This is a genomic window from Rhizobium sp. 768_B6_N1_8 (assembly GCF_051811225.1).
Lineage (GTDB): Bacteria > Pseudomonadota > Alphaproteobacteria > Rhizobiales > Rhizobiaceae > Rhizobium.
In genome coordinates this window covers 1355614-1380120 of the sequence record NZ_JBPWPV010000001.1, presented here as the reverse complement: position 1 = coordinate 1380120, position 24507 = coordinate 1355614, and the positions used below count along the sequence as shown (strand labels likewise).

The following is a 24507-nucleotide window of genomic DNA, read 5'->3' as shown; positions in this document are numbered from 1 at the left end:
GTCGCACCACCAATCAATCTCTGGAGGAAGCCATGTCCATCACCGCAAGTGCCATCGTCCACAGCCCGCGATCCCTCGCCCGCGGCATCTTCAACGCTGCGCTCGGCATCGCCGCCACCATCCTGGCCCTTTGCGGGCTCGAAGCCCGGGCGGCCTCGCAGACGCTGACCGAAACCGAACGCCGTAACAAGACGGCCGTCGAGGCTGGGTTTGAGAAGTGGGCGTCTGGCACAGGTAGTCCTTATGACCTGCTCGCCGACGACGCCCGCTGGACCATCGAGGGCTATTCGCTGGCGTCGAAGACCTATCCTAGCCGCGAGGCGTTCCTGCGCGAGGTGATCCGCCCGTTCAATGCCCGCATGAAGGCGCCGCTGAAGCCCGTGATCCGCAACGTCTATGCCGACGGCGACACCGTGATCGTCTTTTTCGATGCCCGCGGCATCGCCCGCGACGGAAAACCTTACGTCAACACCTATGCCTGGTTTCTCGACATGCGCGACGACCGTATCGTCCGAGCTTCGGCCTTCTTCGATTCGGTCGCGTTCGACGACTTCTGGACCCGTGTGACGCCATCCGAATAGGCCAGGACCGACCTGCGTTCCAAAGCGGCGCTGCAGCGAGCAATACTACCTCTACGTCCGCGGCAACCATTCTCGTTCGCGGGAAAGCGAGAATGCGTCTCTGATAGAGGCCTGCGCCAGCCGACCTAAAAATAAAGACGCCCCGGAAGCCGGGACGTCTTTTGATCCAATCACAGTATCAGCGCAGTGGCTAACTCACGCAGACGGCTGCTTGGTCTTTCTAAGATACGGCAGAACCGTATCGAAGGAGCCGAAGCGGGCGATGGCGTCTTCATTGGAGACGGCAGCCGTGATGATGACATCGTCGCCCTGGTTCCAGTTGGCCGGTGTAGCAACCTGGTGCTTGGCGGTCAGCTGGATGGAATCGATGGCGCGCAGGATCTCGTTGAAATTGCGGCCGGTCGTCATCGGGTAGGTAAGGATCAGCTTGATCTTCTTGTCCGGGCCGATGACGAAGACCGAGCGCACGGTGGCGTTATCGGCGGGCGTGCGGCCTTCGGAGCTTTCGCCGGCACCAGCCGGCAGCATGTCATAGAGCTTGGCGACCTTCAGGTCCTTGTCGCCGATCAGCGGATATTCGACATCGAAGCCAGTTGCCGTCTTGATGTCGTTCTTCCACTTGCCGTGGCTTTCGACCGGATCGACGGAAATGCCGATGATCTTGACGCCGCGCTTCTTAAACTCGCCTTCAAGGCCGGCCATGGTGCCGAGCTCAGTCGTGCAGACCGGCGTGAAGTTCTTCGGATGCGAGAAGAGAACGGCCCAGCCATTGCCGATCCAGTCATGGAACTGAACAGGGCCCTGGGTGGTATCGGCGGTGAAATCGGGAGCAATATCGTTGATACGTAGGCTCATGGTCGGCCCTCCAATTGCGGATCATTAAATCTGAACACTCGCAGGCAGTTCTGCGTGCCAATGACTATCTACAGACCTGCGCCAAGCGCGGTCAAACCAAAGCCTTCCCCGAAAGGGGCAACGGCGGAATATTTATTTCCAGCGTGCAAAGATCGCCTGACATCGGACTAACGACATTATGCGCGCAAAAAGGCAGCGGCGCGCGCGCAAATCGATGCTTTTCGCATGTCGCGTTATTCCCTACTCACTATCGAATAATGACAAAGAGGGAAGCGGCGATGGGGACACCATTCTACTGGAATGAACTGAACACTTATGATTTTGCCGCGCTTTCCGCCGACACGACCATCGCTATCCTGCCAATCGCTTCGACTGAGCAACACGGTCCGCATCTGCCCATCGCAACCGATGTGGCGATCGCCAACGGCATGTTGGCGGAATTGCGCCGGCAACGGCCCGAGGACCTCGATATCCTTGTCCTGCCAACCCAGGAAATCGGCAAGGCCAACGAGCATGTCTATGGTCCAGGTACGCTTTCCCTCGGTGCCGAGCTGCTGATCCCCGTCTGGACGGCGATCGGCGCGAAGGTGGCGGAGGCGGGTGTGCGCAAGCTCGTTATCGTCAACTCGCATGGGGGCAATGTCGATATCATGAGCATCGTCGCCCGCGAGCTGCGCGTGCGCTACCAGATGGCTGTGGTTTCTACCCAATGGGGCCGGTTCGGCAATCCTGACGGCATGATCAGCGAGCACGAGACACGTTACGGCATCCATGGCGGCGAAGTCGAGACATCGCTGATGCTGCATTTCCGACCGGAGCTGGTACGGATGGAGAAGGCTGAGAATTTCGTGTCGAAGGCCGAATGGATGCGCGAGCAATCACAGTATATCCAGCCGCTGCCGCCACATTCGCTCGCCTGGATCGCGCATGATCTCAATCCGAACGGCGTCGTCGGCGATGCTTCGAAGGGCACGGCCGAAAAGGGCGAAGCAATCTGCCGCCATCAGGTGAAGGGCTTTATCGAGCTGCTCTATGATCTGAAGCGCTATCCGCTCTCCAACCTTTATTCGCACTAATCACGCAACGACAGGCCGCTCCAGCGGGATGTGCCCCTTGGCCTGCAGTTCCTGAACGAGACCCGCAAGCTCGGCCAGGAGATACTCTACGAAAAGGCTGGTGGCGGAATCGAGCGGCGCGCGGGCGCGGGCAAAGAGCTTCATCGGCTGATGGCGGCTATGCGGCTCGGCAATCGGGCGGAACACTAGTTCGCCCTGGCGGCACTCGGTGATGACATCGAGCGGGTTCAGCATGGAGAGCCCTGCTCCGCATTTGACCAGTTTCTTCAGCATTTCCGAGGCATTGGTTTCCAAAACAGGCTCGACAGGGATATCGAGCCTGGACATTGCGAGGTTGATGACCTCACGCAGGCTGGTACCCTGCTGCGCAAGCACCAGCCGCTCCTGCACGACATCGCCGAGATTGATCGGCCCCGGTCCGATCAGGGGGTGGCCGGGCGGCAGGATGACGCCAATCGGGATATCGAAATTGCCGAGCGTGCGGATACCGGGTGTCGCCGGAATATTGAAGCCGAGGCCGATATCCACCTCACCCGACAGCACCGGGTTGACTGTCATCGTCCCGGCATCGTTGCGCAGCTGGATGAAGACACGCGGATGCTCCGACTGGAAGCGGGCGATGATTTCCGGCAGCGGGCCTGCGGCAAGACCGACCGTCGTCACCAGCCGTACCTTGCCGGCCTGCTGCATCTTCAGGCTTTTGATGCGCCCTTCCAGCCGCTCGTAGTTCTTCAGAACCTCGCGAATATGCTCGATGCAGAGTTCGCCGGCGGCCGTCAGGCGCAAGCCACGCGGCAGGCGCTCGAAGAGCGGAGCGCCCATCTCCTCCTCCAGCGCCAGAATCTGTCGGTTGATCGCTGAAGAGGCGACATTGAGGCGCGCTGCGGCCTTCCTGATCGAGCCCGTTTTTGCGATCTCGTTGATGTAGAGAAGCTTTCTGGAGTGCAGCATCGCGACCTCGTTGCATCGTTTTTAAGCACAGCGCCCAATTTAGGCACAGACATCAGGTGAGATGCCAAAAAGGCATCGTTGCGCACGAATTTTGATGCTTTTCAAAGAGCGAAGCAATCGCTCAAATGCGGAAAATCGGAGGCCGAAAACGAGCTTCCATGGCACCAGAAGGGGAACGCCGCCATGTCCAACAGATTGAAAACATCAGTATTTTCTGCAGTTCTTGGGCTTGGCGGGATGCTTGCCGCCAGTGTTCCCGGTTATGCGCTCGACAAGGTCAGCTATGGTACCAACTGGCTGGCGCAGGCCGAACATGGCGGCTTCTACCAGGCGGTGGCCGACGGAACCTATGCCAAATACGGCCTTGACGTTTCCATCGTGCAGGGCGGACCGAATGCCGCCAACAACGCATTGCTGATCTCAGGCAAGATCGACTTCTATATGGGCGGGCCACAGGGCGAAATCTCCGCCGTCGAGCAGGGTATTCCGCTCGTCGATGTCGCTGCGATCTTTCAGAAAGACCCGCAGATCCTGATCGCCCATCCTGACGTCGGCGTCGACAAGTTCGCAGATCTTGCGAAGCTGAAGACCTTGTTCCTCAGCAAGGATGGCTACCTCACCTATTTCGAATGGATGAAGGCAAACTTTCAGGGCTTCAAGGATGAGCAATACAAGCCCTACAATTTCAATCCCGGCCCCTTCCTTGCCGACAAGCAATCCGCCCAGCAGGGTTACCTGACCTCGGAACCCTACGAAATCCAGAAGCAGACCGGCTGGGAGCCGAAAGTCTTTCTTCTCGCCGATAACGGCTATTCACCCTATTCGACGATGATCACCACGACCCAGCAGATGGTCGATACCAAGCCTGACGTCGTGCAGCGCTTCGTCGATGCCTCGATAAAGGGCTGGTACAACTATCTCTACGGCGACAACAGCAAGGGCAATGAGCTGATCAAAAAGGACAATCCGGAAATGACGGATGGCCAGATCGCTTATTCGATCACCAAGATGAAGGAATACGGCATCATCGAATCCGGTGAGGGCCTGGAAAAGGGCATCGGCTGCATCACCGACGCTCACTACAAGAAGTTCTTCGATGAAATGGTGGCGATCAAGGTCTTCAAGCCTGAGACCGACTACACCAAGGCCTTTACGACGAAGTTCGTGTGCAAGAGCGTTGGCGTATCGCTGAAGAAATAAGCCTCCCAAGGCAGGGTCCGTCGCTCTCAGGCGGCGGGCCGCATCCCCTTCGATAAAAGAGCGAAAGAATGTCCCTAGCCGAAACCAAGGCGGCGCCTTCGAAGGAAATACGCAGGCGGCCGCTGGTCGTCATGCAATCGGTCTCGAAGGTCTTTTCCAGCGGCACGATTGCGCTTTCGGGCATGTCGCTGACGGTCGAAAGCGGCGAGTTCATCAGCCTTCTCGGTCCGTCCGGCTGCGGCAAATCCACGGCCTTGCGCATCATCGCCGGTCTTGGCGACGTCACGTCGGGCAAGATCGACTGGCCAAGTTCGCGCATCAATTCGAAGGGCCTGCCGGAGGGCGATATCGGCTTCGTCTTCCAGGAGCCGACGCTGATGCCCTGGAAGACGGTTTTCGGCAATGTCTACCTGCCGCTGAAACTGCGCGGTGTTTCCAAGTCGGAGGCGAGCGACCGGATCATGCAAGTGCTCGCGACTGTCGGCCTGCAGGATTTCGCCGATGCCTATCCGCGGGAACTCTCCGGCGGCATGAAGATGCGTGTGTCGATCGCCCGCGCCTTGGTGACCAAACCGAAACTGCTGCTGATGGACGAGCCTTTCGCAGCGCTCGACGAGATCACCCGGCAGAAGCTCAATGACGACGTTTTGCGGTTGTGGAAGGCGACCGGCATCACGGTGATTTTCGTCACGCATTCCGTCTTTGAGTCCGCCTACCTTTCCAACCGGATCGTGGTGATGAAGGCGCGGCCCGGCCGCGTTCATGCCGATATTCCGCTTACGACGAGCCTCGATCGTGACGCGCACTACCGGACTTCCGAGGAATACCGGCAGGCCTGCGAGACCGTTTCCTATTCGCTGATTGGCGCGATCAACGCGGCAAAGGAAGACTGATGAGCATCGAGACAGTCGAAAATTCCGTACCGGCAATGCCCAATCCACTCAATGCGAAGCGCCGGGATCTATTGCTCCGCATTACCGTGCCTTTTGTCGCCATCATCGTGCTGATTGCGATCTGGGCGACCTATGTCAAGGTTTCGGGTGTGCCGCCCTATATACTTCCGAGCCCATTTGCGGTTGCCGGAGCGCTCGTTAGTGATTGGGGCACGCTTTCGCCGGCGCTCTGGGTTACGACCAAGATCACCTTCATGTCGCTGGCGCTCGCCCTGATCGGCGGCGTCGGTTTTGCGATCTTCCTGGTGCAGTCGCGCTGGATCGAGATCGCCTTCTATCCGCTCGCCGTCATCCTGCAGGTCACGCCGATCGTGGCGATCTCGCCGCTGATCCTGATCTATGCGCCGTCGACGCAGGTGGCGTTACTGATCTGCGCTTTTCTCGTCGCCTTCTTTCCGATCCTGTCGAACATGGTGCAGGGATTGAAGAGCGTCGATCACAACCTCATCAATCTCTTCGAGCTCTACGGCGCCTCGCGCTGGCAGACGCTACTTTATCTGAAGTTGCCCGCGGCCCAGCCCTATTTCATGACCGGGCTTCGCATCGGCGGCGGTCTGGCGCTGATTGCGGCGGTTGTGGCCGAGTTTGCGGCCGGTTCGGCGGGTGCGGGCTCCGGCCTTGCCTTCCGACTCCTCGAAGCGCAATACCGCATGAATATCCCCCGCCTCTTCGCTGCGCTCTTCATGCTGTCGATGCTCGGTGTCGCGATCTTTGCCATCACCTCCTTCATTTCATGGCTCAGCCTGCATCGCTGGCACGAGAGCAGCCTGAAGCGGGAAAATTGATGACCTATTCCTTCATGTCTCCCCCGAATGCGGGCCGCTTCGTGCTGGCCAATGCGACGCTCCCGACCGTTGCCGTCAGCGACTTCGCTGCTGCCTCCAATGAGGGCCTCGTCAAGGCCGACATCGTGATTGCCGACGGTCTCATCTCGGCAATCCTGCCCTCCGGAACAGCACCGGCGGAATTCGCCAAGTCCGATATGAAAGAGGGCATGGTCTGGCCGTGCTTTGCCGATATCCATACGCATCTGGACAAGGGCCATATCTGGCCGCGCAAGCCCAATCCGGACGGCACCTTCATGGGTGCACTGGAGGCCGTCGGCAGGGACCGCGAGGCGAACTGGTCGGCGGCGGATGTGCGCAAGCGCATGGAATTTTCGCTACGCTCGGCCTATGTGCACGGCACCGGCCTAATCCGCACGCATCTGGATTCACTTGCTCCCCAGCACCGTATTTCTTTCGAGGTCTTTGCCGAGGTGCGCGACGAGTGGAGAGACAAGATTGCCCTGCAGGCAGTCGCTCTCTTCCCGCTCGACAATATGGTCGATGAAGCCTTTTTCGCCGATCTCGTTGCTGTCGTGAAGGACAAGGGCGGCCTGCTTGGCGGTGTCACCAGGATGGGACCGACACTCGACTGGCAGCTCGATACGCTTTTGCGCGCGGCGACGGAGAATGACCTCGATGTCGATCTGCATGTCGATGAGACGGATGATCCGGGCGCGGAGACACTGAAGGCGATCGCCGAAGCGGTTCTACGCAACCGGTTCGAAGGCAAGGTGACAGCGGGCCATTGCTGCTCTCTGGCGCGGCAGGATGACGATGCGGCCAAGTGGACCGTGGATCTCGTTCACAAGGCAGGGGTTTCGGTCATCTCGCTGCCGATGTGCAACATGTACCTGCAGGATCGCTATCCCGGCCGCACGCCGCGCTGGCGTGGCGTCACTCTGTTCAAGGAACTGGCGGCTGCCGGCGTCGAGACGGCTGTCTCCTCCGACAATACGCGCGACCCCTTCTATGCCTATGGCGATCTCGATCCGGTGGAAGTATTTCGCGAGGCGGTTCGCATCCTGCATCTCGACCATCCGCTCGATACTGCGGCGCGTGTCGTCACGGCGTCACCGGCCAAGATTGCCGGCAGGCCGCAGATGGGCCGCATTGCCGTCGGCAACCCCGCCGATCTCGTGCTCTTCAACGCAAGGCGCTGGAGCGAATTCCTTTCCCGTCCGCAGTCTGACCGCGTCGTGCTTCGCCGCGGCAAGGTGATCGACCGCAGCCTGCCGGATTATCGTGAACTCGATAGCGTCGTTGGAGGCTGAGATGGCCGATTATCAGAAGATCAGACAAGAACTCGAAGGTATCGCGGTCGAAGACAATCCGGCGCTCGTTCGCCAGAAGAGCCGGGATTTCTATTGGTATTCGCCGATCCTGAAGGCGCAGCTCGACAATGTGACGGCCGATATCGTCGTCACGCCGAAGAACGAGGCCGAAGTCATCCAGACGCTGAAGGTTGCCTTCGCCCATGGTGTTCCTGTCACCCCGCGTGGCGCCGGTACGGGCAATTACGGTCAGGCCATGCCACTGTCAGGCGGTATCGTGCTCAACCTTGCCGCCATGGACAAGATCAAGGAAATTCATCCCGGCCGCGTCATCTGCGAACCCGGCATCGTGATCGCCCAGCTCGATAAGCAGACCAAGGCACATTCCGGGCAGGAGTTGCGCTTTCACCCTTCGACGGCGCAGACGGCGACGGTCGGCGGTTTCATTGCCGGCGGCTCTGGCGGCGTCGGCTCGATTACATGGGGCGGGTTGCGCGATCTCGGCAATATCCTGCGCTTGCGTGTCGTGACCATGGAGGCGGAGCCGCGGGTGCTCGATCTCACCGGCTGGGACCTGCAGAAGGTCAGCCATGCCTATGGCACCAACGGCATCATCACCGAAATCGAAATGCCGCTGGCACCTGCCTATGACTGGGTGGACGTTCTCGTCGGCTATGACGACTTCATGGATGCAGTGCGCTTCTCCGATGCGCTGGCGAAGTGCAACGGCATTCTCGTCAAGGAAATAGCGCCGATCGCAGCACCCATCCCGCATGAATATTTCACCCGCCACAAGCCCTATATCCGTCAGGGCCAGTCGATCGTCGTGCTGATGATCGCACCGCATTCCATGGATGCCTTCCTGGCCTTTACGGCAGCGCAGAAGGGTGAAATCATGTTCCGTTCCGACAAGGTCGAGAGCATGCGCGGCATCCCGCATGCCTATGAACTTGCCTGGAACCACACGACGCTGCGTGCCCTCAAGGTCGATCCGTCCTTCACCTATCTGCAGGTGCAGTATCCGGGGCCGGATCATGTCGCCAAGGTGAGGAAGATGGTGGAGATTTTCGGCGATGAGGTGCCGGGTCATCTCGAATTCATCAAATTCGATGGACAGATCCAGTGCTCTGGCCTGCCGCTGGTACGCTACACGACCGAGGAACGGCTGGAAGAAATCATCAAGATCCATCAGGACCACGGCTGCCCAATCTTCAACCCGCACCGCTATACGCTGGAAGAAGGCGGCATGAAACGCACAGACAAGGTGCAGCTCGCCTTCAAGCATGAGACCGATCCAAAGGGGCTGCTCAATCCCGGCAAGATGATCGCCTGGGAAAATCCCAATTTCGATTTCAATGCCGGCAAGAACTATCTCTTCCCGGGTCTTGCCGCCGTTATGGAGGCTTCATGAGGGTTCTCGTCCTCCACTCGCACCCGGTCGAGGAAAGCTACGGCAAAGCGCTCTTCAGACAGACCCTGGAGAGCCTCGCCAAGGCCGGGCACGAGGTGGATGCGTGCGATCTCTATGCGGAAAATTTCGACCCCGTCCTGTCGAAACATGACCGGCTCGTCTATCACGACTATCCCGGCAATACCTCGCTGGTGAAACCCTATGTCGAGAGGCTGAAGCAGGCCGAGGCGCTGGTCATTTGCACACCGGTGTGGAACTTCGGTTTTCCGGCCATCCTCAAGGGCTACTTCGACCGGGTCTGGCTCCCCGGTGTTTCCTTCGAACTTGTCGACGGCAAGGTTCAATCCCGACTGCGGCATATCAAGAAGCTCGGTGCAGTGCTGACCTATGGCGCGACACCTTTTCGCGCCTTCGTTGCCGGCAATCCGCCCAAGAAGATCGTGAAGCGTGTTTTGCGGGCGCAGATCAACCCACTCAAGCCGGTCACCTTTCTCGCCCATTACGACATGAACAATTGCACCCCGGAGACGCGAGCAGCGTTTCTCGCCAAGGTGAAGAGCGCGATGGAGCGCTTCTAAAGTCGCGCAAAAATGTGGTGCGGTTTGCGACAACCACATGCGAAAACAAGTGCCTGAGCGCGGCCAGCAAATCAGAAGGATTGCGATACGCTTTAGGAAGCGGCTTGCATGCGTGCTGCCACGCCGTTGAACTGCGCGGTCGTGATCGCCACGGAGCCTGCGGTCAAACCTTAGAAGACCTTGGCGGCCGTTACTTCCACCTCGACCAAAAATTCGGGCCGGGTAAAGCCGCTGACGATGATGAGCGTCGAAACAGGTTTCGGGTCGAGCGTGAAGCGGTCGCGCACCGCCATATAGGCCGGGAAATCCTCCCGCTTCGTTACGAAGCCGGAAACGCGGATGACATCGGCAAAGCTCATCTCGGCCTCGGCGAGGATCGCCTTGATCGCCTCGAAGCAGAACTCGGCCTGCGCCGTCACATCCTCGGGGACCTTTTCATCGAGACCGATTCCAAGTTGACCTGACGTGACCAGCAAGGACGCGCCCGGCGGCACGAGAAGGCCGTGATTGTAATTTCCGAAGGGGCGGCGGACAGACGGCGGGTTGAAAATCTTCTTCATGAAAAACCTCGCTATAGACAGGGTTTTATAGCGAGGATTTTCAGCATATTCCAAGCACTTGCTTGCGGCTTCGTCCTCAAAAATCGAGAGACTGCTGGGCGGGCGGCGGCGGGCCGACATGCACGCCCTCGAGTTCCAGCATATGCAGCTTGGCATTCGAACCACCGGGCGCCGAAAAGCCGCCGATCTTGCCGCCTGCGGCCAGCACGCGATGACAGGGAATGATAAGCGCGACGGGGTTTTTCGCCATGGCCTGGCCGACGTCGCGTGCGGCTTCCGGCCCTGCTCCAAGCTCCTTGGCCAGCGTGCCGTAGGTGGTCGTGCGACCCCAACTGACGCGGCGCGCGGCGGCATAGATATCGCGGAAGAATGCGTCCTGGCCGTCAAGGTCAACGGCGACAGTGGAGAAGTCGACTTCCTCACCTTCGAAGTAGCAGTTTACCGCAGCAACGGCGTCCAGAATCTGCGGCGTCGGCCTGCCCGGTTCGGCAGCCGGCAAACGGCGCAGCAACAAGCGTTCTGTCGACTCGGCGCTCTTCGTCGGCAGCTGGAATCGCGTCACGCCGGCATCGCTCCAGGCAATGCCGCAAAAACCGCCGGCGGTTTCGAAGATCAGATATTGATGCACTTTCTGAGCCATGGTGAAGCCCTCACATTCCGTCGGGCATCAGAATCGTACTGCAAAGGCGTAAGTTCAACCCGTTTCTTGCGCATGTCCCGATAAAATATCAGGCCGATGCGGCGGTCGCGGCAAGCGTGGATATCTGCGGTCTCTTCGCCTTCGCCTTGCCTTTTACTGCATCGAACAGGGCGTAGCCGCCGGTCCAGCGACCGAAACCGCTGGCAATGTTGATATGGCCTGCGAGACCTATGTTGCGGACCTCGGTTTTCCAGAGGCGAGTGTAGAAGCTCAAACGGTCGAGCGACATATATTTGTCGTCGAGGCTGCCGACGGTGAGGCTCGGAAAGGGAAGCGGGTTTGTCGGCATGGGGCCGAAGGCGAGCGAGCCGGGATGCAGCCTTTCCGTGGCCGGCAAATCGCACGGGGCGACCAGAAGCGCTCCCTTTACCCGGCGGGCCAGTGGCCGGTCGGCGAGCCTCGCCGTCAGGATGCAGCCGAGGCTATGGGCAACGATATAGGCTTCCCCCGCCTCCAGCAGTGCCTGTTCCAGCCGCTCCATCCAGTGGTCCAGACGAGAGTGGTTCCAGTCGTCCTGCTCGACCATTCGGCTCTGCGGTACATCATCAAGCCAATAGTGCTGCCAATGCCCCTCGTCGGAACCGAACAGACCCGGCACGATCAGGATTTTTGTCATTGCTATCTCCTGGCGCATGCGCAGCAAACTGCCGCGACGCATCTCAGCCAGAATTATCCATAAATTTTATGGACTAAAGAAATGAAGCTCCAAAACCCGCAAGAAAGCTGGAAAATCCATCGCGGGATCAGAAGCTGTCGCTCACAGCAAAGGTCAACAAGTCGCAGGATATTCTGAGGCCGATCGTGTTGTGGCAAGGCATCCCCTCGCCTGCAGTCATATCGCGCCCGTCGGAAACGAGAATGCGCTCGGCATTCCCGACGCGGACGGGGCCAGCAGACCAGAGCGAAGGACGGTCGACGTCGATGACCGAAACCCGTTGCTCCGTTGCTTTCACAACGGTCGACGCCAGCGCCATGCCGCTCACCGTCAAAGTGAGTGCAAGCATCATCTGAAGGCAGAGATCTCCGGCTTCGCGCGGTGAAATGAACATGAAGGCCTCATGCCGTAACAAGGGTTTCACTGCGCAGGTAAGGCAAAGGAGAGCTCAGGCAAAGCGGCTTTCGCGGTTAAGGTTTATGCGTAACCATGCGCAATTGTCTCAACCGCCCCGTTTAAATTTTGTAACCCTAATTTTGGAACCAGGAGTTTTCTCACGGGTTAGGAAAGGGTCGCCAAAGACGAAAATCTAAGGAGGACAGCTCCCATGCATAAATCTCTTATCGCCGCCTCGCTGCTTGCCATCGGCATGGCTTCATCGGCATTGGCTCAGTCTAATCCCGACACCATCGGCCCGACCAATGGCGGTTCGACGGACCCGAGTTCGGGCAATTATTCGTCCGACTACACCAATGACAGCAATGGCATTCATCCGATGCCCGGGGCCACGGTAGACCCGACCACGACGCAGAGCATCGGTGGTCAGGCCATCGATTGCCCGGGCATGCCGCAGCAGAATACCGGCGTCGATACGCGCGGTGGCGAGAGCGGCGCTTCGGTCAGCGATGCCTGCCGCGAATACGACAACTGATCGGGCAAAGACCCGTTCATTGAGAGAGGCCGGCTCCCACCGGCCTTTTTCATGCGCGCCTGATGAAACTGTTGATCCGATTGCCTCGTACTTCCGTAACAGACAGAGAGGCAAGGCAGGGAGCAGCCATTGGCACGGGAGACTGTTGCAAGACCGGTAATCGTCTGGTTCCGCAAGGACTTGCGTCTTGACGACAACAGGGCTCTGCATGCGGCATGCGCATCGGGGCGGCCGGTCATTCCGCTTTATATCCGCGAACCCCAGGAAGACGGCACGGGGCCTCTTGGCGCTGCCCAGGCGTGGTGGTTGCATCATTCACTGCATGCGCTTGACGCAGCCCTCAAAAGACATGGCGGCAAGCTCATTCTAGCAAGCGGTCATGCCCGCAATGTGCTTGCCGACATCATCAAGCGGAGCGGTGCGGAAGCCGTGTTCTGGAACCGCCGTTATGATCCGCCGGGCATCGCGATCGACACCCGCCTGAAGCATGAATTCGAAAAACAGGCGATCGAGGCACGCAGCTTCGGCGGACAGCTTCTGCATGAGCCGACCAAGCTCAAAACGGCAAGCGGCACGTCATACCGCGTCTATACGCCATTCTGGCGGGCGCTCGAAGAAGGCGGCGAGCCGGAGGCGCCGGTCGATGCGCCTGAGCGCTTCCGCTTCCCAAAACAGTTTCCGGCTTCCGAAGTGCTGACCTCCTGGGAGCTCCTGCCGCTTAAGCCGAACTGGGCAAAGTCCTTCCCCGACATGTGGACGCCGGGTGAAGCGGCAGCCCAGGAAACGCTCAGCGGTTTCGTCGAGGAGGGACTTCCAGGCTATTCGGTCGATCGGGATTTTCCCGGAAAGAGCGCAACCTCCCTTCTCTCTCCGCACCTGGCACTCGGCGAAATCTCGCCCGCCCGCATCTGGGACGCCACGAAGGGACTTTCGCGGCGCATTCCATCCGACGATATCGTACGCTTCCGCAAGGAACTGGCATGGCGAGAATTCTCCTACCATCTGCTCTTCCATTTTCCGATGCTTGCCAGGGATAACTGGAACGACAATTTCGACGGCTTCGGTTGGCGCGAAGATGAAGACGGATTCCATGCCTGGTGCAATGGCCAGACCGGCTATCCCATCGTCGACGCCGGCATGCGTCAACTCTGGCGCCATGGCTGGATGCATAACCGCGTGCGGATGATCGTCGCCTCGTTTCTCATCAAGCACCTGCTGGTCGACTGGCGCCGCGGCGAAGCCTGGTTCCGCGACACGCTTGTCGACGCAGACCCCGCCAATAACGCGGCCAGCTGGCAGTGGGTGGCAGGTTCAGGCGCCGATGCCTCCCCCTTCTTCCGCATCTTCAATCCGATGCTCCAGGGCGAAAAATTCGATGCCGACGGCAGCTACATCAGGCAGTTCGTGCCGGAGCTCGGAAAGCTCGAGGACAAACATATCCACCGGCCGTTCGAGGCACCAGCGAGCGTGCTCGAAAACGCCGGCGTCACGCTTGGGAAAACCTACCCCAGACCCATTGTCGATCACGCCACGGCGCGCAGACGAGCGCTGAAGGTCTATAGCGCCATAAAGGATGCAGCATGAACGTGCATGTTCCTTCGCTGCCACGCCGCCTCAAGGTCGCCATCGTAGGGTCGGGCATATCGGGTGCTTCGGCCGCCTGGGCGCTCAATCCTGTCCATGACGTGACACTCTACGAGAAAGATGCCCGGCCGGGCGGCCATACGGCAACGGTCGATGTCGGCTATGACGGGCTGAGCATTCCGGTCGATACCGGCTTCATCGTCTACAACGAGCACAATTATCCCAATCTGACCGCGCTCTTTGCAGAGCTCGGCGTTGCCACGCATGCCAGCGACATGAGCTTTTCACTGTCGCTGGATCATGGCAGGCTGGAGTGGAGCGGCGGCGGGCTGTCGTCTATATTCGCGCAGAAGCGCAATCTGCTGAGCCCCTCCTTTCTCTGGATGATCCGCGAGATCCTGCGCTTCAACCGGACCTGCCTGGAAGACCGGGCGGCCGGGCACCTGGCCTCACGTTCGATCGGCGATTATCTCGACTGGCGTGGCTTCTCGCCGGGTTTCACCAACAACTATCTGGTGCCGATGGCGGCGGCGATCTGGTCGACGCCATCAGCGCGGATGCTGCAATTTCCCGCCGAACATTTCGTCAATTTCTTCGACAATCACCGACTTATCTATCGCCGTCAGCATCAGTGGCGCACCGTCACCGGCGGCAGCCGCAACTACCTGAAAAGGCTTCTGTCACCGCTCGGCGACAAATTGAAGCGCGGCTGCGGCGTGCGTGGCGTGATCCGCAGCGACAAGGGCGTCACCCTGATCGACGAGACCGGCGGCGAGGCCTTCTTCGACAAGGTGATCTTCGCCTGCCACAGTAATCAGACGGCGCGGCTGCTGATCGATGCGACGGATCAGGAAAAGCGCTTGCTCGCTGCTGTCCCCTATCAGCCCAACCGCGTTATCCTGCACCGTGACACCTGCCTGATGCCGACGCGGCGCAAGGTATGGGCCTCCTGGAACTATCTGCGTTCGAGCCATGCCGACGGCAGGGCGGCCGGTGTGGCCGTGACCTACTGGATGAACAGGCTGCAGGGCATAGACCCGAATTTTCCGCTGTTCGTCACGCTCAACCCGGACCGCGAACCGGAGAGCCGCAAGGTCTTTGCCGAATTCACCTATGAGCATCCGCAGTTTTCCGCGGAAGGGATGGCCGCGCAACGGGCGATTGCCGCCATCCAGGGAAGAAACAATTGCTATTTCGCGGGCGCCTGGACCGGATACGGATTCCACGAGGATGGACTAGTTTCCGGTCTTGCGGCGGCAGAGGCACTGGGCGGGATCACACCCTGGCGGACCGCCCGGCCCTCCTCTGGAACCACACTGGAAGCGGTAGCATGATGGCATCCCGCAAAAGCCCCCGCGCATCGAGGTATGGCGTCAGCGTGACGCGAAACGGTCCTCCGCCGGACGCAGCGGCGGTACTTTATGTGGGCGATGTCATGCATCAGCGCATTAAACCGTTCGGCCATCGCTTCCAATATCGGGTCTTTTCGCTCTCCATCGATCTCGACCGGTTGGAGGAAGCCGAAAGCCAGTCGGCGCTGTTTTCGGTCAACCGAAGCAATCTCGTCTCGTTCCATGAAGAGGACCATGCAGCAAATGGAAAGCTGCGCTCCCATGCCGACCGCCTGCTTGCGGATGCGTGTGTCGAACGACCGGCCAAGATCCTGCTCGTCTGTTATCCGCGGATCCTCGGCTACGTCTTCAATCCCCTTTCGGTCTATTATGCTTATGACGACAGGGATGCCTTGATTGCGCTGATCTACGAAGTGCGCAACACATTCGGCGAGCGGCATAGTTATGTCTGCCCCGTCGAGGATAATGAAATTTTCGAAAGCGGTCTTCGCCAGACCTGCGACAAGCTCTTCTATGTCTCTCCCTTCATTGGCATCGGCATGCGCTATCATTTCCGCATGCTGCCACCCGGCCAGGAAATCCGCTGGCGCATCCTGGAAACCGATGCGGAAGGGCCGCTTCTTGCCGCAACCTTCGCCGGCCGGAAAAAGCCGCTGACTGGCCGGACGCTCGGTTATCTTCTCACAACTATTCCCTTCCTGACCATCAAGATCATGACCGGAATTCACTGGGAGGCTCTGAAACTCTGGCTCAAAGGCGCCATCTACGTTCGCCGGCCACCACCTCCGCCGCCTGTCAGCGTGAAGCCGGCAAGCCGGCTTGCAGAAGCTGCGGAATGAATCTAGCGTTTGCGGCAATCGCCGGAGGAGAGGCGCAAGCATTGTCCTGACCGGCCTAAAAATACGGGAGGATGGACGGTGAGCAATTTACAGGATTTGAATCAATCTGCCCGGGACGCGGTGACGCTGACGGCAGAAAATATTTCACGCATCGTCAAAGGCCTGCCCTTCAAAGCGAAGCTTGCACTGCGCGGCCTGATGCGCATGCAGCACGGCTCCCTTGCGGTCACGCTGCCCGACGGGCGCAAGGTGTTTATCAAGGGCAAGGCTGCCGGACCTGACGCCGCGTTGACGCTTCGAAACTGGAACCTTGCCGATCGCGCGCTGACCAGCGGCACGATCGGTGTCGCCGAGACCTATATGGACGGCGATTGGGACAGCCCCGACATCACTGCCTTCCTCGAGCTTTTTCTCGTCAATGGCGAAGCGGCGCACAGCTACGCGCATGGCAAGCGCGGCGTCGGCCGCTTCGTCGAGCGAATCCGCCACTGGATGAACGCCAACACTAAGACGGGCTCCAAGCGCAATATCTCGGCCCATTACGACCTCGGCAACGACTTCTACAAGCAATGGCTCGACCCGAGCATGACCTATTCCTCGGCGCTCTATTCGACCGGCGCCAACGACCTGCAATCGGCACAGAACGCCAAATATCGGGCGCTGGCGGAGGCGACCGGCATCAAGTCCGGCGAACATGTGCTGGAAATCGGCTGCGGCTGGGGTGGCTTTGCCGAATTTGCGGCAGGCGAGTTGAATTGCCGGGTGACGGGGCTGACCATCAGCCGCGAGCAGCTTGCCTTCGCGCAAGCGCGCATCAGCAACGCGGGACTTAGCGACAGGGTCGATTTTCGCTTCCAGGACTATCGAGACGAGACCGGCGTCTACGACCGCATCGTCTCGATCGAGATGTTCGAGGCTGTCGGCGAGAAATACTGGCCGGCCTATTTCTCCAAGTTGAAACAGTGCCTGAAGCCGGGCGGTAAGGCGGGCCTGCAGATCATCACCATTCGTCCTGAATCTTTCGAGCAATATCGCAGCAATCCGGATTTCATCCAGAAATATGTCTTCCCCGGCGGCATGCTGCCGACGCGCCACCACCTTGCCGAACTCGGCAGGAAGATGGACTTGTCACTGGTCAGAGACTTCGGTTTCGGCCTTGACTACGCCCGTACGCTGGCGGAATGGCGCGAGCGTTTCTGGTCCGTCTGGCATAAGCTCAGGCCGATGGGTTTCGACGACCGGTTCAAGCGGCTCTGGGAATTCTACCTCTTCTACTGCGAGGCAGGCTTTCGCGCCCGCAACATCGATGTGCGGCAGGTGGTCTTTTCGCGGTCTTGATCACTCAGCCGGATGCGGCGTCACCGGCCGGTGACTGGAGTTGGCGGGCCGCTCGCCCCAACCGGTGAAGCGGTTCACCAGTGCGAAATAGAGACCGTAAGGCAAGATCCGCAGGACCTTCAGCACATAGGTGAAGCGCTTCGGGAAGGTGATCTCGAAAGCCTGCGATTTGAGGCCTGCCGCAATGCGCTCTGCCGCTGTCTCGGGCGAAACCAGTGCCGGCATGGGAAAGGCATTCTTACGCGTTGCCGGCGTATCGACGAAGCCCGGATTGATGAGCTGGATGCGGATGCCGATCTTGTCGAGATCGAATTTCAGGCTTTCGGCCATGTTGATCAGGGCAGCCTTGGTCGCGCCGTAGGCGGCGCTGGTCGGCAATCCCGTGTAGCCCGTCACTGAGGAAACGATGGCGATCTGGCCCTGCCCTTTCGCCTTCATGTGGCGGATCGCCGGCAGCAGACAATTGACGACGCCTGACAGGTTGACGGCAAAAGTCTTCTCGAAATCGGCTCGGTTCAGATCCTCGCCGTGGACGGGCTGATAGACGCCGGCACACAGGATCGCCATGGAGAGCGCTCCGTGCTCATATTCGATCGAGGCCATGACATGTTCCATGTCTTCGGCATCGGTCACATCGCCATCGAGCACGATGATTCTGCCGGACAGTCCGGCTGCCTCGAGCTGCAATTCCACCAGTTTTTCGTGACTGCGGGCGGTGACGGCGACCCCGTATCCCTCGCCTGCGAGCTTCAGCGCCAGCGCTCGGCCTATTCCGGAACTCGCACCGGAAATCCAGACGATACCATGTTCTGGACGGGCGATGAAATTACGCATGACACTTCCTCCGGTCTGCCGATTTGAACACGAACACAGGCCCGGAAGCTCCTCAACTCTCCCGGGACCATGGCTCTATCACAGCATTGTGGCTGCTTTCAGCCGATGAGGTCGCCGATGATCTGCCGGAAGGAGCCAGTGAGCTTGATCGGGCCGTCCGAAACGGCAAAAGCGATGCAGGGCCGGTCTTTCTCGGCGACGGGGCGATGGTCGACGGTGGCATCCGCAACCGAGATATCCCCCGGCCCGAAACGGCCGCGCTCGTCGCGGAAAGCGCCGTCGAGGATGAGGATCAGTTCCATGCCCGCATGCGTGTGGGCAGGCAGTGCGCGACCCGGCCGTATCCACATCAGGCTGACCTCGCAGCCGTCAATATCGGTCGCATATTCCTTGAAGCCCGGAAGGCGCTTGCGCCACGGCACATCATCGGCTTCGAAACCGATGAGATTGCGCAAGGCGCGCGGGAAAAGAGCACCCTGCCGACGTGACGGGAGCTTCGGCGGGGACGCAGGAGCCTTCGAGCCGAAGATTGCTGCAAGCTTCGCATCGCGGTCGCTGATCGGGCTTGATGGCGTGCTCTCCAGAGCTTCTCCAGCCAGCCGTTCGAGGTCAACCACCAGGCCGCGATTGTCCGGCTTCATTTCAAGATGAGATTCCACGAGTGCGCGGGCCGGCTCCGGAAGGGAGCCAGCAACATAATGCGCCATCAATGCATCGATCGTGTCGATATGCTCGTGAACCATGTCAGATTCGGTCACGCCTTGTTCCTGCGCCCGTGCTTGCTTTGTCGTCATCCATACGCCGAAAGTCAATCTTCGGATCACTGCTTGCCCGGGCTGAGCGAAAGGCTGGAAATAGAAGACTAATTTTATCGCGGGCTTGGAAGGCATGGAATAGGATTTCTTGCCAATGCCGCCTTGTGAAGGGAAAAGACCGTTCCTAAACTATGCGTAAACGAGGCAGATTCCATGACCTTCCACCCATCCGTAATCGAGGCTATCGGCAATACGCCCCTCATCAAGCTCAAGGGTGTTTCCGAGGCGACCGGCTGCACCATTCTCGGAAAGGCCGAATTTCTCAATCCCGGCCAGTCGGTGAAGGACCGAGCGGCGCTTTACATCATCCGTGACGCCGAGAGAAAGGGCCTGCTCAAGCCCGGCGGCGTCATCGTCGAAGGTACGGCGGGCAATACCGGGATCGGCCTGACGGTCGTCGCCAAGGCGCTCGGCTATCGCACCGTGATCGTCATTCCGGAAACCCAGAGCCAGGAAAAGAAGGATGCACTGCGCCTGCTCGGCGCCGAGCTCGTCGAAGTTCCGGCCGTTCCCTACAAGAACCCCAACAACTACGTGAAGGTTTCGGGCCGCCTTGCCGAACAGCTTGCCAAGAGCGAGCCGAACGGCGCTATCTGGGCGAACCAGTTCGACAACGTCGCCAACCGTCAGGCGCATATCGAAACGACGGCACCGGAGATCTGGAAGGACACGGACGGCAAGGTCGACGGCTTCATCTGCTCGGTCGGTTCGGGCGGCACGCTTGCCGGCGTGGCGGCAGGCCTCAAGACCTTCAACAAGGATATCAAGATCGGCATTGCCGATCCCGAGGGTGCGGCGCTCTACGAATTCTACGCGAACGGCACGTTGAAGTCCGAGGGCTCGTCGATCACGGAAGGTATCGGCCAGGGGCGCATCACCGCCAACCTCGAAGGCTTCACGCCTGATTTCTCCTATCATGTCACCGATGCGGAATCGCTTCCCTTTCTCTTCGACCTGGTCGAGCATGAGGGGCTTTGCCTTGGCGGCTCGACGGCGATCAACATTGCCGGCGCAGTGCGACTCGCCAGGGATCTCGGCCCCGGCCACACGGTCGTGACAATCCTCTGCGACTATGGCAATCGCTATCAGTCCAAGCTCTTCAATCCGGATTTCCTTTCGTCCAAGGGCCTTCCCATTCCTCAATGGATGGTCGGCTCGACGGATATCAAAATACCCTACGAACCCGCAGCGTGAGCCTCCATGCCAGTCAATGCCCTCTACCGTGACGACTTCTATCTTTCCACATGCGAAGCGGTCGTCACGGCCGTTCACGAGGACGGGGGCATCGAGCTGGACCAGACCTGCTTTTACGCGACATCGGGCGGGCAGCCGGGCGACACCGGCTTCTTCGAACGGGTCGATGGTTCCAAGATAGAGCTTGGCCAGGCAAAGCACGGCGCGAGCAAGGACATCGTCATCCATGTGCCGCTGGAAGGCCAGCCGCGCCCTGAGAACGGCGAGAAGCTGGTGCTACATATCGACTGGCCGCGCCGCTACAAGCTGATGCGCATGCACACCGCCTGCCATCTTCTGTCCGTCGTCTGTTCCTACCCGATCACGGGGGCTGCCGTCGGCGAGGACGAAAGCCGCGTCGACTTCGACATGACCGATACGATCGACAAGGACGAAGTGACGGCCAAGCTGCTGGACCTCGTCAACCAGAACCATCCGGTCTATCTTCAGTGGATCACGGATGAGGAGCTTGCCGCCAATCCGGGCATCGTCAAATCGAAGAATGTGCGCCCGCCGATCGGCCTCGGCCGCGTCAGCCTCGTCTGCATCGGTGAGAATTCGGCGATCGACAGCCAGCCCTGCGGCGGCACACATGTTTCGGAAACACAGGAAGTCGGTCAGATTCATATTGCCAAAATCGAGAAGAAGGGCAAAGAGAACCGGCGCTTCCGCATTCGCTTCGGCTCGCCCGGCGACGAAGCCTGATAGACGATGCCTGCTATTTGGGCCTGATATTTGGGGAGATCATCATGAGCGACACCAAGAGCCGTTTCGTCGTCTCGGCCGACTGGCTGCAAGCTGAGCTCGGTAAGCCCGACCTGCGCGTGCTCGACGCATCCTTCTATCTTCCGGCGCAGAAGCGCGATGCGAATGCGGAATATGCCGCCGGGCATATTCCCGGCGCCATCCGTTTCGATCAGGACAAGATCGCCGACCATTCGACGAACCTGCCGCATACGATCCCCTCGCCCGATTATTTCGCCGAGGAGGCCGGCAAGCTCGGTATCAGTGAGAACGACCGCATCGTCGTCTATGACGGCATCGGCATGTTCGCCTCGCCGCGCGTCTGGTGGCTGTTCCGGGTGATGGGCGCAAAGAATGTCTTCGTGCTCGATGGTGGACTGGATGGCTGGAAGGCCGAGGGCCGGCCGCTCGAAACCGAAGTGCCGAACTACGCCTCGGCAAGTTTCAAGACGAATTACGACGCAGGCCGCGTCGTCCATCTCGACCAGATGCGCGATATTGTTGCGAGCGCTGCCCTGCAGATCGCCGATGCCCGCAGCGCCGGCCGCTTCGCCGCCGTCGAGCCGGAACCGCGCGCAGGCATGCGTTCCGGCCATATGCCCGGCGCGCGCAGCCTGCCCTCCGGCGTCTTTGCCAATCAAGGCCGCTTCAAATCGCTGCCAGAACTGAAGCAGACGATCGAGGATGCCGGCATCGACCTTTCCAAGCCGGTGGTCACCTCCTGCGGATCAGGCATTACCGCCGCGATCATCACACTGGCGCTGGAATCGCTCGGCCATACCGATAACAAGCTCTATGACGGCTCCTGGAGCGAATGGGGCAGCCGCGAGGACACGCCCGTCGTCACCGGCCCGCCTGAACCGGTCAAAGCCTGACCGCCATGGGGAAGACGCCCGCCTCGCTCAAGGCCCATATTACGCGGCTTGAAATGGTCGCGCCGCCGAAGGCAAGCCTGCCTGTGCCCGTCAACATACAGACGGCAATCATGCGCGCCCCAGGTATTCCCTTGGCCTTCTATCGCTACCTCTACCGGCAGGTTGGCGCGCGCTGGCAGTGGGTCGACCGATTGAGGATGAGTGACGAGGAGCTTACGGCAGCGCTGCATGACAAGCGCAACAATATCAGCGTACTCTACGTCAACGGTGCGCCGGCTGGCTTCTTTGAATATCTCTGCGAGGACGAGGATACGATCGAGCTCTCCCATTTCGGGCTCTTCGAACATGCGCTCGGCCTCGGCATCGGCAAATGGTTCCTGCTTCAGGCGCTCTACGCGATCTGGACACTGAACCCGACAAAGGTCACGACGACCACCAACAATCTCGACCATCCACGGGCATTACAGCTCTATCAGATGTTCGGTTTCTCTCCCGTCTCCACCGGCACCGGGATCGTCAGGCCGTTGAGCGACAAGGAACTGCTGGAAATCGCCAGGAAAAGCTGATCGCGTTTGCACGCCACGTGCTGTTCGAAGCAAGAATCGGGTGGCTTGGTTGATCGTCAGCGCGGAAACTATGGCAAAGCTCACAAGGAGATTTGCCATGACCAGCATCCAGTTTTCCGCCATGCCGACAACAGATGCAGAAGCGCTCTGGAGCGGCGGCCGCGACGCCTATGATCAATTGCCTGAGACGATGATATCCGATGGCGACGGTTACCCCTGCCGGCATTGCCTGGGGAATATCGGCGCCGGCGAAGAACTCTTCGTCTTTGCCTATCGGCCCTTTCCGGAACTGCAGCCCTATGCCGAGACCGGCCCGGTCTTCCTGCACAAGCAGGCCTGCAAGCGCTATTCCGCCGAAGAGGCTCTGCCTCCTGTCCTGACGACAAGCCCTGACTTCATCGTCCGCGGCTATGGCGAGAATGACAGGATCGTCTATGGCACCGGTGCGGTCACGCCGATCGAGAAGATCCCTGCTTATGCGACCGAACTGCTTGCGCGACCCGGTATCGCTTATGTGCATGTGCGCTCCGCGCGCAACAACTGCTATCAGTGCCGGATCGACAAAGTAAAAGCGCCGGCCCTTGCGGAAACCGGCGCCTTCCTCTGACCTAGGGTCAGCTGGTTTACGCTACGTTCAGCGCGCTTTCCGGCGCGACAGCTTCATAACCAAGCGCGTCAGCGACCGGCTTGTTGGTGATGCGGCCCCTATGGACGTTCAAGCCGTTGCGCAGATGCTTGTCCTCGGCGATGGCGCGCAGGCCGCGATCGGCGAGTGCGAGGCCGTGGACGAGTGTCGCATTGTTCAGCGCGTGGGCAGACGTGACGGGAACGGCGCCTGGCATGTTGGCGACGCAATAATGCACGACGCCGTCGACGACATAGGTCGGCTCGGAATGGGTCGTTGCATGCGAGGTTTCGAAGCAGCCGCCCTGGTCGATCGCGACGTCGACGATGACTGAGCCCTTCCTCATGCCTGTCAGCATTTCGCGGGTCACGAGCTTCGGCGCGGCAGCGCCAGGGATCAGCACGGCACCGATGACGAGATCAGCGGAGAAAACTTCTTCTTCCAGGGCCTGAATGCTGGAATAGCGTGTATGGATACGGCCATTGAAGATATCGTCGAGTTGGCGCAAGCGCGGCAGCGACTTGTCGAGAATGCTGACATCAGCGCCGAGGCCGGCTGCCATCTTGGCTGCATGCAGGCCGACGACGCCGCCGCCGATGATGGCAACCTTGGCCGGGAGAACGCCGGGCACGCCACCGAGCAGGATGCCGAGGCCGCCATTGGCCTTCTGCAGCGCGGTGGCACCGGCCTGGATCGAAAGACGACCGGCGACTTCGGACATCGGCGCCAGGAGCGGCAGGCCACCGCGATCGTCCGTCACGGTCTCATAGGCGATTGCCGTAACGCCGGAGGCGAGCAGACCCTTGGTCTGTTCCGGATCGGGCGCAAGATGCAGATAGGTGTAAAGGAGCTGACCATCGCGGAGTTGCGCCCATTCCGACGGCTGGGGCTCCTTGACCTTGACGATCATATCGCACTTTTCGAAGATGTCTTTGGCGGAGGCGGCGATCTTCGCGCCAGCAGCCATATAGGCGGCATCATCGGCACCAATGCCGGCACCCGCCTTCGTCTCCACCCAGACCTCATGGCCGTGGGCGACATATTCTCTTACCGAAGCCGGCGTCAGGCCGACGCGATATTCATGGTTCTTGATTTCCTTCGGGCAGCCGACACGCATTCGCGTTCCTCTCATTTTATGTCCGCGTTCCGCGGA

The 24507-nt window shown here is 59.8% G+C and carries 27 protein-coding genes; 18 read left to right on the top strand and 9 right to left on the bottom strand.

Translation table 11 applies throughout. The features are described from left to right. Window positions 1-32: 32 nt before the first annotated feature. A complete protein-coding gene (locus tag AB8B33_RS07065) occupies window positions 33-581 on the top strand; it encodes a nuclear transport factor 2 family protein (RefSeq protein ID WP_439014817.1) in 549 nt (182 codons plus the stop codon). Between the two features lie 195 nt (window positions 582-776). On the opposite strand, the gene AB8B33_RS07060 is transcribed toward AB8B33_RS07065, so the two are convergent. Beyond that, on the bottom strand, window positions 777-1436 hold the full coding sequence (locus AB8B33_RS07060; RefSeq protein WP_007815641.1) for a peroxiredoxin: 660 nt from the start codon (window positions 1434-1436) through the stop codon (window positions 777-779). Between the two features lie 278 nt (window positions 1437-1714). On the opposite strand from AB8B33_RS07060, the gene AB8B33_RS07055 reads away from it, so the two are divergent. Beyond that, the gene (locus AB8B33_RS07055) at window positions 1715-2512 is read left to right on the top strand and encodes a creatininase family protein (RefSeq protein WP_439014816.1); all 798 of its coding nucleotides are present in this window, start codon (window positions 1715-1717) and stop codon (window positions 2510-2512) included. Here AB8B33_RS07055 and AB8B33_RS07050 read toward each other — a convergent pair whose 3' ends face one another. Beyond that, a complete protein-coding gene (locus AB8B33_RS07050; RefSeq protein WP_310383100.1) occupies window positions 2513-3463 on the bottom strand; it encodes a LysR family transcriptional regulator in 951 nt (316 codons plus the stop codon). 183 nt (window positions 3464-3646) lie between these two features. On the opposite strand from AB8B33_RS07050, the gene AB8B33_RS07045 reads away from it, so the two are divergent. From AB8B33_RS07045 to AB8B33_RS07020, 6 genes are all read left to right on the top strand, one after another. Continuing rightward, window positions 3647-4663 (top strand): ABC transporter substrate-binding protein, encoded by a 1017-nt coding sequence (locus AB8B33_RS07045; RefSeq protein WP_439014815.1) that lies wholly within the window; start codon window positions 3647-3649, stop codon window positions 4661-4663. A gap of 68 nt (window positions 4664-4731) precedes the next feature. Then, on the top strand, window positions 4732-5556 hold the full coding sequence (locus AB8B33_RS07040) for an ABC transporter ATP-binding protein (RefSeq protein WP_113324099.1): 825 nt from the start codon (window positions 4732-4734) through the stop codon (window positions 5554-5556). After that, window positions 5556-6401: an ABC transporter permease gene (locus AB8B33_RS07035; RefSeq protein WP_113324100.1), complete on the top strand. Its 846-nt coding sequence runs from the start codon at window positions 5556-5558 to the stop codon at window positions 6399-6401. Before AB8B33_RS07040 ends, AB8B33_RS07035 begins: the two co-directional genes overlap by 1 nt. Continuing rightward, window positions 6401-7714, top strand: coding sequence for a cytosine deaminase (locus tag AB8B33_RS07030; RefSeq protein WP_439014814.1), 1314 nt, complete (start codon window positions 6401-6403; stop codon window positions 7712-7714). The genes AB8B33_RS07035 and AB8B33_RS07030 overlap by 1 nt, the downstream gene beginning before the upstream one ends. 1 nt (window position 7715) lies before the next feature. Next, window positions 7716-9125 (top strand): FAD-binding oxidoreductase, encoded by a 1410-nt coding sequence (locus AB8B33_RS07025; RefSeq protein WP_439014813.1) that lies wholly within the window; start codon window positions 7716-7718, stop codon window positions 9123-9125. Next, window positions 9122-9703 (top strand): NAD(P)H-dependent oxidoreductase, encoded by a 582-nt coding sequence (locus tag AB8B33_RS07020; RefSeq protein ID WP_439014812.1) that lies wholly within the window; start codon window positions 9122-9124, stop codon window positions 9701-9703. Before AB8B33_RS07025 ends, AB8B33_RS07020 begins: the two co-directional genes overlap by 4 nt. 170 nt (window positions 9704-9873) lie before the next feature. On the opposite strand, the gene AB8B33_RS07015 is transcribed toward AB8B33_RS07020, so the two are convergent. The 4 genes from AB8B33_RS07015 to AB8B33_RS07000 form a co-directional block, all read right to left on the bottom strand. Then, window positions 9874-10263, bottom strand: coding sequence for a RidA family protein (locus tag AB8B33_RS07015; RefSeq protein ID WP_439014811.1), 390 nt, complete (start codon window positions 10261-10263; stop codon window positions 9874-9876). 76 nt (window positions 10264-10339) lie between these two features. Continuing rightward, a complete protein-coding gene (locus tag AB8B33_RS07010; RefSeq protein ID WP_439014810.1) occupies window positions 10340-10903 on the bottom strand; it encodes a methylated-DNA--[protein]-cysteine S-methyltransferase in 564 nt (187 codons plus the stop codon). Between the two features lie 88 nt (window positions 10904-10991). Continuing rightward, window positions 10992-11579: an RBBP9/YdeN family alpha/beta hydrolase gene (locus AB8B33_RS07005; protein WP_439014809.1), complete on the bottom strand. Its 588-nt coding sequence runs from the start codon at window positions 11577-11579 to the stop codon at window positions 10992-10994. A gap of 127 nt (window positions 11580-11706) precedes the next feature. Further along, complete coding sequence (locus AB8B33_RS07000) at window positions 11707-12012, bottom strand: hypothetical protein (RefSeq protein WP_113325214.1); 306 nt, start codon at window positions 12010-12012, stop codon at window positions 11707-11709. A gap of 213 nt (window positions 12013-12225) precedes the next feature. Here AB8B33_RS07000 and AB8B33_RS06995 point away from each other — a divergent pair, with 213 nt between their 5' ends. The 5 genes from AB8B33_RS06995 to AB8B33_RS06975 all read left to right on the top strand — a co-directional run bounded on the left by AB8B33_RS06995 (window position 12226) and on the right by AB8B33_RS06975 (window position 17662). Continuing rightward, window positions 12226-12549, top strand: coding sequence for a hypothetical protein (locus AB8B33_RS06995; protein ID WP_439014807.1), 324 nt, complete (start codon window positions 12226-12228; stop codon window positions 12547-12549). A 129-nt stretch (window positions 12550-12678) separates the two neighbouring features. Then, window positions 12679-14133, top strand: a complete 1455-nt coding sequence (locus tag AB8B33_RS06990) for a cryptochrome/photolyase family protein (protein ID WP_439014806.1) — start codon at window positions 12679-12681, stop codon at window positions 14131-14133. After that, window positions 14130-15467, top strand: coding sequence for an NAD(P)/FAD-dependent oxidoreductase (locus AB8B33_RS06985; protein WP_439014805.1), 1338 nt, complete (start codon window positions 14130-14132; stop codon window positions 15465-15467). The genes AB8B33_RS06990 and AB8B33_RS06985 overlap by 4 nt, the downstream gene beginning before the upstream one ends. After that, window positions 15464-16324, top strand: coding sequence for a DUF1365 domain-containing protein (locus AB8B33_RS06980; RefSeq protein WP_439014804.1), 861 nt, complete (start codon window positions 15464-15466; stop codon window positions 16322-16324). The genes AB8B33_RS06985 and AB8B33_RS06980 overlap by 4 nt, the downstream gene beginning before the upstream one ends. Window positions 16325-16402: 78 nt before the next feature. Next, window positions 16403-17662: a class I SAM-dependent methyltransferase gene (locus AB8B33_RS06975; RefSeq protein ID WP_439014803.1), complete on the top strand. Its 1260-nt coding sequence runs from the start codon at window positions 16403-16405 to the stop codon at window positions 17660-17662. Here the strand turns inward: AB8B33_RS06975 and AB8B33_RS06970 are convergent, their stop codons facing one another. Continuing rightward, on the bottom strand, window positions 17663-18496 hold the full coding sequence (locus tag AB8B33_RS06970; RefSeq protein ID WP_439014802.1) for an SDR family NAD(P)-dependent oxidoreductase: 834 nt from the start codon (window positions 18494-18496) through the stop codon (window positions 17663-17665). A 98-nt stretch (window positions 18497-18594) separates the two neighbouring features. Next, window positions 18595-19254: a ChrR family anti-sigma-E factor gene (locus AB8B33_RS06965; protein ID WP_439014801.1), complete on the bottom strand. Its 660-nt coding sequence runs from the start codon at window positions 19252-19254 to the stop codon at window positions 18595-18597. Window positions 19255-19464: 210 nt separating this feature from the next. Here AB8B33_RS06965 and AB8B33_RS06960 point away from each other — a divergent pair, with 210 nt between their 5' ends. The 5 genes from AB8B33_RS06960 (at window position 19465) to AB8B33_RS06940 (ending at window position 23336) form a co-directional block, all read left to right on the top strand. Beyond that, window positions 19465-20505 (top strand): cysteine synthase A, encoded by a 1041-nt coding sequence (locus AB8B33_RS06960; protein ID WP_439014800.1) that lies wholly within the window; start codon window positions 19465-19467, stop codon window positions 20503-20505. Between the two features lie 6 nt (window positions 20506-20511). Further along, window positions 20512-21249, top strand: coding sequence for an alanyl-tRNA editing protein (locus AB8B33_RS06955; protein ID WP_439014798.1), 738 nt, complete (start codon window positions 20512-20514; stop codon window positions 21247-21249). 44 nt (window positions 21250-21293) lie between these two features. Then, window positions 21294-22163, top strand: a complete 870-nt coding sequence (gene sseA / locus AB8B33_RS06950) for a 3-mercaptopyruvate sulfurtransferase (RefSeq protein WP_439014797.1) — start codon at window positions 21294-21296, stop codon at window positions 22161-22163. Between the two features lie 5 nt (window positions 22164-22168). Then, window positions 22169-22729, top strand: coding sequence for a GNAT family N-acetyltransferase (locus AB8B33_RS06945; RefSeq protein WP_007815685.1), 561 nt, complete (start codon window positions 22169-22171; stop codon window positions 22727-22729). A 97-nt stretch (window positions 22730-22826) separates the two neighbouring features. Then, entirely contained in the window at window positions 22827-23336 is a 510-nt protein-coding gene (locus tag AB8B33_RS06940) for a DUF1203 domain-containing protein (RefSeq protein ID WP_439014796.1), read from the top strand. A 16-nt stretch (window positions 23337-23352) separates the two neighbouring features. On the opposite strand, the gene ald is transcribed toward AB8B33_RS06940, so the two are convergent. Next, window positions 23353-24471 (bottom strand): alanine dehydrogenase, encoded by a 1119-nt coding sequence (gene ald, locus AB8B33_RS06935; protein ID WP_439014795.1) that lies wholly within the window; start codon window positions 24469-24471, stop codon window positions 23353-23355. Between the last annotated feature and the right edge of the window lie 36 nt (window positions 24472-24507).